This is a genomic window from Enterobacter cloacae complex sp. 2015409 (assembly GCF_041365315.1).
Lineage (GTDB): Bacteria > Pseudomonadota > Gammaproteobacteria > Enterobacterales > Enterobacteriaceae > Enterobacter > Enterobacter pseudoroggenkampii.
The window spans coordinates 647,694-660,997 of sequence record NZ_JBFTVM010000001.1; the positions used below are offsets into that span (position 1 = coordinate 647,694).

General features: G+C 53.3%; 12 protein-coding genes. 11 read left to right on the top strand and 1 reads right to left on the bottom strand.

The genetic code is table 11. The annotated features are described in order from the left end of the window. The first annotated feature begins 663 nt into the window (after positions 1-663). The 5 genes from araF (at position 664) to otsA (ending at position 6,619) form a co-directional block, all read left to right on the top strand. Positions 664-1,653 carry an arabinose ABC transporter substrate-binding protein AraF gene (araF, locus tag ACDO57_RS02990; RefSeq protein WP_024909787.1) on the top strand — a complete coding sequence of 330 codons (990 nt, stop codon included), beginning with the start codon at positions 664-666 and terminating at the stop codon, positions 1,651-1,653. 71 nt (positions 1,654-1,724) lie between these two features. Further along, positions 1,725-3,239: an L-arabinose ABC transporter ATP-binding protein AraG gene (gene araG / locus ACDO57_RS02995; protein ID WP_048992264.1), complete on the top strand. Its 1,515-nt coding sequence runs from the start codon at positions 1,725-1,727 to the stop codon at positions 3,237-3,239. 11 nt (positions 3,240-3,250) lie between these two features. Continuing rightward, positions 3,251-4,240, top strand: coding sequence for an L-arabinose ABC transporter permease AraH (gene araH / locus ACDO57_RS03000; RefSeq protein ID WP_193745657.1), 990 nt, complete (start codon positions 3,251-3,253; stop codon positions 4,238-4,240). Between the two features lie 176 nt (positions 4,241-4,416). After that, the gene (otsB, locus tag ACDO57_RS03005; RefSeq protein ID WP_048992260.1) at positions 4,417-5,220 is read left to right on the top strand and encodes a trehalose-phosphatase; all 804 of its coding nucleotides are present in this window, start codon (positions 4,417-4,419) and stop codon (positions 5,218-5,220) included. Beyond that, positions 5,195-6,619, top strand: coding sequence for an alpha,alpha-trehalose-phosphate synthase (gene otsA, locus ACDO57_RS03010; RefSeq protein ID WP_048992259.1), 1,425 nt, complete (start codon positions 5,195-5,197; stop codon positions 6,617-6,619). The genes otsB and otsA overlap by 26 nt, the downstream gene beginning before the upstream one ends. A 15-nt stretch (positions 6,620-6,634) precedes the next feature. Here otsA and uspC read toward each other — a convergent pair whose 3' ends face one another. After that, positions 6,635-7,063 (bottom strand): universal stress protein UspC, encoded by a 429-nt coding sequence (uspC, locus tag ACDO57_RS03015; protein WP_370883505.1) that lies wholly within the window; start codon positions 7,061-7,063, stop codon positions 6,635-6,637. A 794-nt stretch (positions 7,064-7,857) separates the two neighbouring features. On the opposite strand from uspC, the gene flhD reads away from it, so the two are divergent. The 6 genes from flhD to cheW all read left to right on the top strand — a co-directional run bounded on the left by flhD (position 7,858) and on the right by cheW (position 13,290). Continuing rightward, positions 7,858-8,208 carry a flagellar transcriptional regulator FlhD gene (gene flhD / locus ACDO57_RS03020; protein WP_023336137.1) on the top strand — a complete coding sequence of 117 codons (351 nt, stop codon included), beginning with the start codon at positions 7,858-7,860 and terminating at the stop codon, positions 8,206-8,208. A 2-nt stretch (positions 8,209-8,210) separates the two neighbouring features. Next, positions 8,211-8,789, top strand: coding sequence for a flagellar transcriptional regulator FlhC (gene flhC / locus ACDO57_RS03025; protein ID WP_008500416.1), 579 nt, complete (start codon positions 8,211-8,213; stop codon positions 8,787-8,789). A 123-nt stretch (positions 8,790-8,912) separates the two neighbouring features. Then, positions 8,913-9,800: a flagellar motor stator protein MotA gene (gene motA, locus ACDO57_RS03030; RefSeq protein ID WP_008500417.1), complete on the top strand. Its 888-nt coding sequence runs from the start codon at positions 8,913-8,915 to the stop codon at positions 9,798-9,800. Then, positions 9,797-10,726, top strand: a complete 930-nt coding sequence (gene motB, locus ACDO57_RS03035; protein WP_024909669.1) for a flagellar motor protein MotB — start codon at positions 9,797-9,799, stop codon at positions 10,724-10,726. Before motA ends, motB begins: the two co-directional genes overlap by 4 nt. Before the next feature lie 4 nt (positions 10,727-10,730). Continuing rightward, complete coding sequence (cheA, locus tag ACDO57_RS03040; protein ID WP_370883506.1) at positions 10,731-12,767, top strand: chemotaxis protein CheA; 2,037 nt, start codon at positions 10,731-10,733, stop codon at positions 12,765-12,767. A gap of 19 nt (positions 12,768-12,786) precedes the next feature. Then, entirely contained in the window at positions 12,787-13,290 is a 504-nt protein-coding gene (gene cheW / locus ACDO57_RS03045; RefSeq protein WP_023312262.1) for a chemotaxis protein CheW, read from the top strand. Positions 13,291-13,304: the final 14 nt, after the last annotated feature.

Consider the following 13,304-nt stretch of genomic DNA (forward strand, 5'->3'; position numbering starts at 1 on the left):
GTGTTCGATATAAATAAGCATACCCTTGTCTTTGGTCTAAGAAAACTCTTAATTGGGCTGTATTTACCATACATTACAAAGTTTAATATAGTACAGAAATGCAATCAGCTCGCCATGAATTGAATATAGTTTAATGCTCTAATAATTAACAGTTTTTATTGCAGAGATACACTGTTACTCTTTCGAAAATATTAAGTTGGAATAATACTCCGTGAAAAAGAGAAATACGGATTAATCGTTTCGAATATATGATGTGCTAATAAAATTGCGCTAAATCAAATTCTGCGGAATAACCGTGTTCAGGTGCCTGGTGCATTTTTGATGAAAAACATCTTGAACCCCTTTAACGCCAGATGACGTTTAGTCCACTGAGGGGTATCAGGGATTTCTTAGCTAATCTTATGGATAATTCTGCTTAACCCACTTTCATTTGTCTGACAAATCCTGCCTTTTTTATGTCATTTTTCGCTGAATTTATGTACGCAATTACTGTAATTCTGCGGTGTGATGGGGCTCTCTTATGGATGATTAATTTCCCGCTAAAACTATCACCAGCAATAACGCTTATGACGAGGTAAGCGCTAATGCCTTGTTTTAAGTCCGATTAAATAAGAAGCACGCACATATTCCCTACAGAAAAGAATGCTAAAGCTGGAGTTTACCATGCACAAATTTACTAAAGCGCTGGCGGCCATCGGTCTGGCTGCCGTTATGTCACAATCCGCTATCGCTGAGAATTTAAAACTCGGTTTTTTGGTAAAACAGCCCGAAGAGCCCTGGTTCCAGACTGAGTGGAAATTCGCCGATAAAGCCGGGAAAGATTTAGGTTTTGAAGTGATTAAAATCGCCGTGCCTGACGGTGAGAAAACCCTGAACGCCATCGACAGCCTGGCGGCCAGCGGTGCGAAAGGTTTCGTTATCTGTACTCCGGATCCAAAGCTCGGTTCGGCCATCGCGGCGAAAGCGCGCGGTTACGATATGAAGGTCATCGCGGTTGACGATCAGTTCGTTAATGCCAAAGGCAAGCCGATGGACAGCGTCCCGCTGGTGATGATGGCGGCGACCAAAATCGGCGAACGCCAGGGGCAGGAACTCTATAAAGAGATGCAAAAGCGCGGCTGGGATGTCAAAGAGACTGCGGTGATGGCCATTACCGCAGACGAGCTGGACACCGCACGTCGCCGTACTTCCGGTTCAATGGACGCGCTGAAAGCGGCCGGTTTCCCGGAAAAACAGATCTACAAAGTCCCTACCAAATCTAACGATATCCCGGGCGCTTTCGACGCCGCGAACTCTATGCTGGTTCAGCATCCGGAGGTCAAACACTGGCTGGTGGTCGGCATGAACGACAACACCGTGCTGGGTGGGGTACGCGCGACGGAAGGCCAGGGCTTTAAAGCGCCTGACGTGATCGGGATTGGCATCAACGGCGTTGACGCCGTCAGCGAGCTGTCCAAAGCGCAGGCTACCGGCTTCTACGGTTCTCTGCTGCCAAGCCCGGACGTTCACGGCTATAAATCCAGTGAGATGCTCTACAACTGGGTCACCAAAGGGGCTGAGCCGCCGAAATTTACCGAAGTGACCGACGTGGTGCTGATTACCCGCGACAACTTCAAAGAGGAGCTGGCGAAAAAAGGACTGGGCGGGAAGTAATACGCGGTGATTGTGCCCCTCATCCTTCGTGAGGGGCCAGACGTACACACTACAGGAATCACGGAGACGTTATGCGACAGTCTGATCCGTATCTCTCTTTTCGCGGCATCGGGAAAACTTTCCCCGGTGTTAACGCGCTGACCGATATCAGCTTCGACTGCTATGCCGGCCAGGTTCACGCCCTGATGGGGGAAAACGGTGCGGGAAAATCCACGCTGTTGAAGATCCTCAGCGGCAACTACGCGCCCACTACCGGCTCGCTGGCCATACGCGGTGAAGAGGTGGCGTTTGCCGATACCACGGCGGCGCTCAATGCCGGGGTGGCGATCATCTACCAGGAGCTGCACCTCATTCCTGAGATGACTGTGGCGGAAAACATCTATTTGGGACAGCTCCCGCACAAAGGCGGCGTGGTAAATCGTTCGCTACTTAATTATGAAGCGGGGCTGCAGCTTAAGCATCTGGGCCTGGACGTCGATCCCCAGACGCCGCTGAAATACCTCTCCATCGGCCAGTGGCAGATGGTTGAAATTGCCAAGGCGCTGGCGCGTAACGCCAGAATTATTGCCTTCGACGAACCTACCAGTTCGCTCTCTAAGCGTGAAATCGAAAATCTGTTCCGCGTGATCCGCGAATTGCGTCAGGAAGGCCGCACGATTTTGTATGTCTCGCACCGTATGGAAGAGATATTTGCCCTGAGCGACGCCATCACCGTCTTTAAAGATGGACGCTATGTGCGCACCTTTACCGACATGGCGCAGGTGAACCATGACCAGCTGGTTCAGGCGATGGTCGGACGCGATCTGGGCGATATTTATCACTGGCAACCGCGCCCGTACGGCCCGGAACGCCTGCGCCTGGATAACGTCAAAGCGCCGGGCGTCAGAACACCGATTTCGTTATCCGTACGCAGCGGTGAAATCGTCGGCCTGTTTGGTCTGGTGGGGGCGGGGCGCAGCGAATTGATGAAAGGTCTGTTCGGCGGTACCCGTATTACCGATGGTCAGGTCTCTATTGACGGCGAACGGGTAGATATCCAGAAACCGGCCCACGCGATCGGGGCGGGGATGATGCTCTGCCCGGAAGACCGGAAAGCGGAGGGGATTATTCCGGTGCACTCGGTGCGCGACAACATCAATATTTCTGCCCGTCGTAAGTTTATTCGCGCCGGTTGCCTGATAAACGATAGCTGGGAGTCGAGTAACGCCGACCACCATATTCGCTCGCTGAATATCAAAACGCCGGGTCCGGAACAGCTGATCATGAATCTGTCAGGCGGAAACCAGCAGAAGGCAATTTTAGGCCGCTGGCTGTCAGAAGATATGAAGGTCATTTTGCTGGACGAGCCGACGCGCGGTATCGATGTGGGGGCAAAACACGAAATCTATAACGTGATCTATGAGCTGGCAAAACGCGGCGTGGCTGTGCTCTTCGCCTCCAGCGATCTGCCGGAGGTGCTTGGCGTGGCCGACCGCATTGTGGTGATGCGTGAAGGTGAAATTGCCGGCGAATTACTTCATGAACAGGCGAATGAACAACAGGCGTTGAACCTCGCCATGCCTAAAGTTAGCCAGGCTGTCGCCTGAGTAAGGAGTTAATGATGTCCTCTGTTACTACATCCGGAGTGCCGAAGTCGAAGTCGGCGCTGAGTATTGGACGTATCTGGGATCAGTACGGCATGCTGGTGGTTTTTGCCGCACTGTTCCTTGCCTGCGCGATCTTTGTCCCTAATTTTGCCACCTTCATTAATATGAAGGGGCTGGGGCTGGCCATTTCCATGTCCGGGATGGTGGCCTGCGGGATGCTGTTCTGCCTGGCCTCCGGCGATTTTGACCTGTCGGTGGCGTCGGTGATTGCCTGTGCGGGCGTCACGACGGCCGTGGTGATCAACATGACGGAGAGCCTGTGGATTGGCGTCTTAGCCGGTCTGTTACTCGGCGTCATCAGCGGTCTGGTGAACGGTTTTGTTATCGCGCGCCTGAAGATTAACGCCCTGATCACCACGCTTGCGACGATGCAAATTGTCCGCGGGCTGGCCTATATCATCTCCGACGGTAAAGCGGTGGGGATTGAAGACGAGCGCTTCTTCACGCTGGGTTATGCCAACTGGCTGGGTCTGCCTGCGCCTATATGGCTGACGGTGGCCTGCCTGATCCTGTTCGGCTTCCTGCTTAACCGGACCACCTTTGGCCGTAATACGCTGGCGATTGGCGGTAATGAAGAGGCCGCCCGTCTGGCTGGGGTGCCGGTCGTACGCACTAAAATTATTATCTTTGTGCTCTCAGGGCTGGTTTCTGCCGCAGCGGGGATTATTCTGGCGTCGCGTATGACCAGCGGCCAGCCGATGACCTCTATCGGTTACGAGCTGATCGTCATTTCGGCCTGCGTGTTAGGGGGCGTTTCCCTCAAGGGCGGCATCGGAAAAATCTCATATGTGGTGGCCGGTATCCTGATTTTAGGGACGGTGGAGAACGCCATGAACCTGCTGAATATTTCACCGTTCTCGCAGTACGTGGTTCGTGGTCTGATCCTGCTGGCAGCGGTGATTTTCGACCGTTACAAGCAAAAAGCGAAGCGTACCGTGTAACCCTTTTTCCTGTCTTTTATTGCTCAACTTATAACCTTAGTTGACCTCTTAACCGCCCCGCCAGTAATACTGGCGGGGCGGTTGTCAAATGGCGAGCCACGTCACACTGTCTATACTTACATGGCTATGAAAGAGGTAAAGGCGTTTACCTCTCGTAAACCGTAAGGAGGAAAAGGGTGGCTGACACGTTAACCGCACCGCCTGTACTGCCCGGACACTATGCTTTCTTTTTTGATCTCGACGGCACGCTCGCCGGGATAAAACCGCACCCCGATCAGGTGTCTATTCCGGAGGCGGTGTTACAGGATTTGCATCAGCTCTCACTCATGAATGAGGGAGCACTGGCATTGATATCAGGGCGCTCAATGGCCGAGCTGGATCTGCTCGCCAGTCCATACCACTTTCCGCTGGCCGGTGTACACGGAGCGGAGCGCCGCGACATCCATGATCAAACGCATATCGTTTCACTCCCCGACGCACTCACGCAAACGCTACATAAGCAGCTTTCTGACGCGCTGGAAGCGCTGCCTGGCACCGAGCTGGAAGCCAAAGGCATGGCCTTTGCCCTGCATTATCGTCAGGCGCCGCAGCATGAGGAGGCAGTACTTACGCTTGCTCAGAGGGTGGCAGATGCGCATCCACAGCTGGCGTTACAGCCCGGCAAATGCGTGGTTGAGTTAAAACCGAAAGGGATTAATAAAGGCGCGGCCATCGCCGCGTTTATGGCGTCACCGCCTTTCAAAGGGCGAACGCCCGTTTTCATTGGGGATGACCTGACCGACGAGGCCGGGTTTCGCGTGGTGAATCAGGCCGGAGGGATCGCCGTCAAGGTGGGGCCTGGTGACACTGTTGCCGAATGGCGGCTGGCGGATGTCGCCAGCGTCTGGCAGTGGATATCTGACATCGCTAACCAGCAACAACAACAAATAGCGCAAAGCAAAGGGGGAAACCATTATGGGTCGCTTAGTCGTCGTCTCTAACCGAATCGCACCGCCTGACGATAAAAAAGCCAGTGCGGGTGGCCTGGCGGTAGGGGTATTAGGTGCCTTAAAAGCCGCCGGCGGGCTGTGGTTTGGCTGGAGTGGGGAAATCAGTGAAGAAGAGAAACCGCTCAAAAAGGTGACGCGCGGAAACATTACGTGGGCTTCATTTGCATTGAAAGAGAAAGACTACGACGAGTATTACTCGCAGTTCTCGAATGCCGTCCTGTGGCCCGCGTTTCACTATCGTCTTGACTTGGTCAAATTCCAGCGTGAATCCTTCGAAGGCTACTCGCGCGTGAATGCGCTGCTGGCGGATAAACTGCTGCCATTAATCGAAGAAGACGATATTTTATGGATCCACGATTATCACCTGTTGCCCTTCGCCAGAGAGCTGCGAAAAAGAGGGGTAAATAACCGGATTGGCTTCTTCCTGCACATCCCGTTCCCGACGCCGGAAATTTTTACCGCGCTCCCGCCGCATGAAGAGCTGCTGGAGGCGCTGTGTGATTACGATTTGCTGGGCTTCCAGACCGAAAATGACCGCCTCGCATTCCTTGACTCCGTGTCAGGTAAAGCGCGTCTGGTGACCAAAGGCGGGAAAACCCATACGGCGTGGGGGAAAACGTTCCACACCGAAGTGTATCCAATTGGGATTGAACCTGACGAAATCGCGGAGCAGGCTTCCGGCCCGCTGCCGCCGAAGCTGGCGCAGCTTAAGAATGAACTCAAACACGTGAAAAATATCTTCTCGGTTGAGCGTCTTGATTATTCCAAAGGGCTGCCGGAACGCTTCCTGGCGTATGAAACGCTGCTGGATAAATATCCGCAGCATCACGGTAAAATCCGTTATACCCAGATCGCGCCGACGTCGCGCGGTGAGGTTCAGGCCTATCAGGACATTCGCCATCAGCTGGAGACAGAAGCAGGGCGCATTAATGGCCGCTACGGGCAGCTGGGCTGGACGCCGCTGTTTTACCTGAATCAGCACTTTGACCGTAAGATCCTGATGAAGGTCTTCCGCTATGCGGATGTTGGCCTGGTTACGCCGCTGCGCGACGGGATGAACCTCGTCGCGAAAGAGTATGTGGCGGCCCAGGATCCTGACGACCCGGGTGTTCTGGTGCTCTCCCAGTTTGCCGGCGCCGCAAATGAGCTCACGTCGGCGCTTATCGTTAACCCTTATGACAGGGACGACGTGGCAAACGCGCTGAATCGTGCTCTGACTATGCCGCTCACGGAACGTATTTCCCGTCATGCTGATATGATGGAGACGATCCGTAAGAACGACATTAACCACTGGCAGGCACGTTTTATTCAGGATCTCCGGGATATCACCCCGCAAAGTCATGAAGGCGATCTGCAAAAAAAGATCGCGACCTTCCCTAAACTCGCCTGATTTTCCACTTGGGGGTTAACTCCCCCCAAGTGGCACTAACAGCACATCAACCTGGCTCGATGCGACAATGGATTTCGCCGCACAGGCTGCGCGCGATAAAAAGCTGTGGTTATGATTCCCGCAAATCACTAAATCAATATGTTGTTTACGACACATGTCGAGAATATGGGCGTTAAGTTCACCGGTCGCAATAATTGTCTCATAAATCGGATATTGTGCCTTTTCCACCAGTTCGCGCAGAAATTGCTGCGTTTCTTCCTGAAGGACCCCACGAATATCCTCCAGCATGGGGGCGGCCAGCTGATTGTACATCTCTGGCTCTGCGGCGAGCGTGATGAGGCTGATGCGGGCATTGTGGGGTCTGGCAATGGAAACGGCCCGGGCGACGAGTTGATGGCTTTCTGGAGAAACTGCAACGGAAACAAGAAGATGGGAGTAACTCATGGCGCACTCCTTAGGTGTCTGTCAGACAGCGTTTGATCACCTTTACCGCGAATTCCCTGGTTCTGCAAGAGCTGATTACGACATTAGTGTGAAGCTTATCATAATTATTCATTAATTATTCTTATAAGAAGAATAACTGAAAAACGCGCCTAAATGAAAAAAATTAACAACTTAACGTAAATCACACAAATTCACGCTTTAACTGTTAAATCGTTTTGGCGCGTTACAAACTCATTTCGAATGATCACGTCCTGAAACATCTTTTTTGTGCTACCTGCATAACTATATGTTTTTTCACGGTAAGAAAAATGTTTCCCGGAGAGGGGTTTGTTGTAAATGTTTCAGCGTAGCGCTTAGGGCGGTTAAAGCACGTTGCATGCCAGTTCGGATCGCCCGTCTGCATGAGTATTCGTCAATTAAGAATACAAAACAGTACTGATTGGTTAAAAAATAAACAAATTACAAGTCATACTGATGGATTTATGGGTCATATTCACTTAAATTGTGTGACGTGGATCACATTTTTTTTAAATTTGAGGGTGGCTGGATTGTATGTGACAAAACTGACGAGTAGAGTTTGCGTCGAATTAGGAAAAATCTTAGTTATTTGTAAGAAATGATAAAACATGTAAGAGACGCATTCGCGGTTTCTCTCTTACGCGTTTCAGTGAATACAAACCTAAATTCAACTATGCATTTAGCCTTTTCTTTTTATACCGGGTGATTTCCCGGCGACATCACGGGGTGCGGTCTTTCCGCATAAAAATAATAGTTGGTTATTCGGGATGGGAACAATGCATACATCCGAGTTGCTAAAACATATCTATGACATCAATTTGTCGTATTTACTGCTCGCGCAGCGTTTGATTAGTCAGGACAAGGCGTCCGCGATGTTTCGTCTGGGTATTAACGAAGAGATGGCAACCATGCTGGGCGGTTTAACCCTCCCGCAGATGGTTAAACTGGCTGAAACGAATCAACTGGTTTGCCAGTTCCGTTTCGATGATTCGCAGACAATAACGCGTCTGACGCAGGATTCCCGTGTGGACGATCTTCAACAGATCCATACCGGTATCCTTCTCTCCACTCGCTTGCTTAACGAAATCAGCCAGCCTGATGACGCAGCCCGTAAGAAAAGGGCCTAGCAATGAGCGAGAAAAGCATTGTTCAGGAAGCGCGTGACATACAGTTGGCCATGGAGCTGATTACACTGGGTGCTCGTTTACAAATGCTGGAAAGCGAGACGCAGTTGAGCCGTGGCCGTCTCATCAAGCTGTACAAAGAGTTACGTGGTAGTCCCCCGCCGAAAGGCATGCTGCCGTTTTCTACCGACTGGTTTATGACGTGGGAGCAGAATATTCACGCTTCCATGTTCTGTAATGCCTGGCAGTATCTTCTCAAAACCGGTTTGTGTAGCGGCGTTGACGCCGTAATCAAAGCATACAAACTTTACCTTGAACAATGCCCACAGCAGGAAGAAGGCCCTCTGCTGGCGCTGACCCGCGCATGGACGCTGGTGCGTTTTGTTGAGAGCGGAATGCTTGAGCTGTCGCGCTGCAACTGCTGCAACGGCAATTTTATTACCCACGCTCATCAGCCTGCAGGCAGCTTCGCCTGTAGTTTATGTCAGCCTCCATCCCGCGCAGTAAAAAGACGTAAACTTTCCCGGGATGCTGCCGATATTATTCCACAACTGCTGGATGAACAGATCGAACAAGCTGTTTAACCCGAACGTGTGGGAAAGATTCCAGCAGCGGTAAGCGATTACCGCTGCTTTTTTTTACCCCGCAAACGGTAAACGCTGCGAGCTGGACGTCCTTGCCATAGTCACTAGCGGAAGGATGATGTCGTGCTTATCTTATTAGGTTACCTGGTAGTTCTCGGTACAGTTTTCGGCGGTTACATGATGACCGGCGGGCACCTTGGAGCACTCTATCAACCGGCTGAACTTATTATCATCGGCGGTGCAGGGGTAGGGGCTTTTATCGTTGGCAACAACGGTAAATCGATCAAGGGCACGCTGAAAGCGATTCCGTTGCTGTTCCGTCGCTCGAAATACACCAAAAGCATGTATATGGATCTGCTGGCACTGCTCTATCGCCTGATGGCGAAGTCGCGCCAGCAGGGGATGTTCTCGCTTGAACGGGATATTGAAAACCCGAAAGAGAGCGAAATTTTTGCCAGCTATCCGCGCATTCTTGCTGACGCCATGATGCTGGACTTCATCGTCGACTATCTGCGACTCATCATCAGCGGCAACATGAATACCTTCGAAATCGAAGCGCTGATGGACGAAGAGATCGAAACTCACGAAAGCGAATCTGAAGTGCCGGCCAACAGCCTGGCGCTGGTCGGCGACTCGCTTCCGGCATTCGGTATCGTTGCTGCGGTAATGGGGGTGGTTCACGCCCTGGCCTCGGCAGACCGTCCGGCAGCCGAGCTCGGTGCGCTGATTGCCCATGCGATGGTGGGGACTTTCCTCGGTATTTTGCTGGCGTACGGCTTCATCTCTCCGCTGGCAAGCGTTCTGCGCCAGAAGAGCGCGGAAACCACCAAAATGATGCAGTGCGTGAAGATCACGCTGCTCTCTAACCTCAACGGTTACGCGCCACCGATCGCGGTTGAGTTTGGCCGTAAAACGCTTTACTCCAGCGAGCGTCCGTCGTTTATCGAGCTTGAAGAACACGTGCGTGCGGTGAAAAACCCAAACCAACAGACGACAACTGAGGACGCATGAAAAACCAGTCCCATCCGATCGTCATCGTAAAAAAACGCAAGCACAAGGGCGGCGGGCATGGCGCACACGGCTCGTGGAAAATTGCGTACGCCGACTTTATGACAGCAATGATGGCGTTCTTTCTGGTGATGTGGCTGATCTCCATCTCCAGCCCAAAAGAACTGATCCAGATTGCCGAATATTTCCGCACACCGCTGGCAACGGCGGTGGCCGGTGGGCCGCGTATTTCTAACAGCGAAAGCCCAATCCCGGGCGGCGGCGATGATTACACCCAGCAGAAGGGTGAGGTGAAAAAAGAGCCGAACATCGACGAGCTGAAAAGAAAGATGGAGCAGGCGCGTCTGAAGAAACTGCGTGGCGATCTCGATCAGCTGATTGAGGCGGATCCGAAGCTGCGCGCGCTGCGCCCACATCTGAAGATCGACCTGGTGCAGGAAGGGCTGCGTATTCAGATTATCGACAGCCAGAACCGCCCAATGTTTAAAACCGGGAGTGCGGAAGTCGAACCGTACATGCGCGACATTCTGCGCGGTATTGCACCGGTGCTGAACGGCATTCCTAACCGAATCAGCCTGTCAGGACACACGGATGATTTCCCGTACGCCAATGGGGAGAAGGGATACAGCAACTGGGAGCTTTCTGCCGATCGTGCCAACGCCTCGCGTCGCGAGCTGGTGGCAGGTGGGCTTGATGATGGCAAGGTACTGCGCGTAGTCGGCATGGCCGCAACCATGCGCGTTTCCGACCGCGGGCCGGATGATGCCATCAACCGTCGTATCAGTCTTTTAGTGCTGAACCAGCAGGCGGAGCAGGCCATCCTGCATGAAAACGCCGAAAGTCAGAATGAGTCACTGGACGATTTAAAACAGCCTGGGGCCGTTCCTTCGGCTGCCGTTCCAACATCGCCACCAGCCAATCCGAGGTGATAGCGTGAGCATGGATATTAGCGATTTTTACCAGACATTCTTTGATGAAGCCGACGAATTGTTGGCCGATATGGAACAACACTTGCTCGACCTGGTGCCCGAAGCACCGGACTCCGAGCAGCTCAATGCCATCTTCCGTGCGGCGCACTCTATTAAAGGCGGAGCCGGAACGTTTGGATTTACCATCCTGCAGGAAACGACCCATTTAATGGAAAACCTGCTTGATGAAGCACGACGCGGTGAGATGCAGCTCAATACCGACATTATCAACCTGTTTTTGGAAACCAAAGATATTATGCAGGAACAGCTCGACGCCTATAAAAGTTCGGCAGAGCCTGATGCCGCCAGCTTTGAATACATCTGCAATGCGCTGCGCCAGCTCGCGCTGGAAGCAAAAGGTGAGGTTGCCGCAGCGGTTGTTCCGGCCGCGAAACTGAGCGTTGTCGATGCGGTTGCTGCCGACGAGGCCGCGCCAGCCGCTGCGCAGGCGGGCAAACTGCGCGTTGTGCTGTCGCGCCTGAAAGAGAACGAAGTTAACCTGCTGGAAGAAGAGCTGGGTAACCTGGCGAAATTAAGCAACGTGGTAAAAGGCAAAGACAGCCTGGCCGCGACGCTTGATGACGGGATTGGCCAGGACGATATCGTGGCGGTGCTGTGCTTTGTGATTGAAGCTGACCAGATCGCTTTCGAAACCGAAACGGCTGCGGTTGACGCCCCTGCGGCTGCGGAAGAGGTGGCTGTTGTCGCTCAGGCCGCGGCACCGGCTGTGACGCCTGCGCCCCCGGCGCTGAAGGCAGTGCCAAAAGAGGCCGCTGCGCCTGGCCGTGGTGAAAAACCTGCCGCGCGCTCCAGCGAGTCAACCAGTATCCGCGTTGCCGTTGAGAAGGTTGACCAGTTGATTAACCTGGTGGGCGAACTGGTGATCACCCAGTCGATGCTGGCGCAACGTTCAAACGAACTCGACCCGGTCACCCATGGCGATCTGATCACCAGCATGGGCCAGCTGCAGCGTAACGCCCGTGACCTGCAGGAATCGGTCATGTCCATCCGTATGATGCCGATGGAATATGTCTTCAGCCGCTTCCCGCGTCTGGTCCGTGACCTTGCCAGCAAGCTGAATAAACAGATTGAACTGACCCTGATGGGCAGCTCAACCGAACTGGATAAGAGCCTGATCGAGCGCATCATCGATCCGTTAACGCACCTGGTGCGTAACAGTCTCGACCACGGTATCGAACTGCCGGAAAACCGCATTGCCGCCGGAAAATCCCCGGTCGGCAACCTGATCCTCTCTGCGGAACATCAGGGCGGGAACATCTGCATCGAAGTGACCGATGACGGCGCCGGTCTGAATCGCGAGCGCATCTTGGCAAAAGCAATTTCGCAGGGGATGGCGGTCAATGAAAACATGACCGACGAAGAAGTAGGCATGCTGATCTTCGCACCGGGCTTCTCTACCGCAGAGCAGGTGACCGACGTCTCCGGGCGCGGCGTAGGCATGGACGTGGTGAAACGTAACATCCAGGAGATGGGCGGCCACGTTGAGATCCAGTCTAAACAGGGTTCCGGCACTACCATTCGCATTCTTCTGCCGCTGACGCTGGCGATCCTCGACGGCATGTCCGTCAAAGTGGCGGACGAAGTCTTTATCCTGCCGCTGAACGCCGTGATGGAATCCCTGCAGCCGCGTGAAGAAGATCTGCATCCGCTGGCGGGCGGCGAGCGCGTTCTTGAAGTGCGTGGTGAGTACCTGCCGCTGGTGGAACTGTGGAAAGTGTTCGAAGTAGACGGGGCGAAGACAGAGGCCACGCAGGGTATCGTTGTGATCCTGCAGAGCGCGGGCCGCCGCTACGCGCTGCTGGTTGATCAGCTGATTGGCCAGCACCAGGTGGTGGTCAAGAACCTCGAAAGTAACTACCGCAAAGTGCCGGGTATTTCTGCCGCCACCATTCTGGGTGATGGTAGCGTGGCGCTGATCGTCGATGTGTCGGCGCTTCAGGGATTAAATCGTGAACAACGTGTGGCGTACACAGCCGCCTGATTAAGTAGAAGGTAATAACATGACCGGTATGAGTAATGTAACGAAACTGGCGGGCGAGCCATCAGGGCAGGAATTCCTGGTCTTCACTTTAGGCGATGAGGAATACGGCATCGATATCCTGAAAGTGCAGGAAATCCGTGGTTACGACCAGGTTACCCGCATCGCTAACACGCCTGCTTTTATTAAAGGTGTCACCAACCTGCGTGGCGTTATTGTGCCAATCGTGGACCTGCGCGTGAAGTTCAGCCAGGGCGACGTTGACTACGACGACAACACCGTGGTGATCGTTCTGAACCTGGGGCAGCGCGTGGTCGGTATCGTGGTGGACGGCGTATCTGATGTGCTTTCCCTGACCTCAGACCAAATTCGCCCTGCGCCGGAGTTTGCGGTCACGCTGTCGACCGAATACCTGACCGGTCTGGGCGCGCTCGGCGAGCGTATGCTGATTCTGGTGAACATCGAGAAGCTGCTGAACAGCGATGAGATGGCGCTGCTGGATATCGCGGCGAGTCACGTAGCGTAGGTAAATGCAAAACG

Bases quoted from the DNA above. Each gene is read 5' to 3' on its own strand.
- araF (WP_024909787.1), top strand. From the start codon at position 664: ATGCACAAATTTACTAAAGCGCTGGCGGCCATCGGTCTGGCTGCCGTT.
- araG (WP_048992264.1), top strand. From the start codon at position 1,725: ATGCGACAGTCTGATCCGTATCTCTCTTTTCGCGGCATCGGGAAAACT.
- araH (WP_193745657.1), top strand. From the start codon at position 3,251: ATGATGTCCTCTGTTACTACATCCGGAGTGCCGAAGTCGAAGTCGGCG.
- otsA (WP_048992259.1), top strand. From the start codon at position 5,195: ATGGGTCGCTTAGTCGTCGTCTCTAACCGAATCGCACCGCCTGACGAT.
- uspC (WP_370883505.1), bottom strand. From the start codon at position 7,063: ATGAGTTACTCCCATCTTCTTGTTTCCGTTGCAGTTTCTCCAGAAAGC.
- flhD (WP_023336137.1), top strand. From the start codon at position 7,858: ATGCATACATCCGAGTTGCTAAAACATATCTATGACATCAATTTGTCG.
- flhC (WP_008500416.1), top strand. From the start codon at position 8,211: ATGAGCGAGAAAAGCATTGTTCAGGAAGCGCGTGACATACAGTTGGCC.
- motB (WP_024909669.1), top strand. From the start codon at position 9,797: ATGAAAAACCAGTCCCATCCGATCGTCATCGTAAAAAAACGCAAGCAC.
- cheW (WP_023312262.1), top strand. From the start codon at position 12,787: ATGACCGGTATGAGTAATGTAACGAAACTGGCGGGCGAGCCATCAGGG.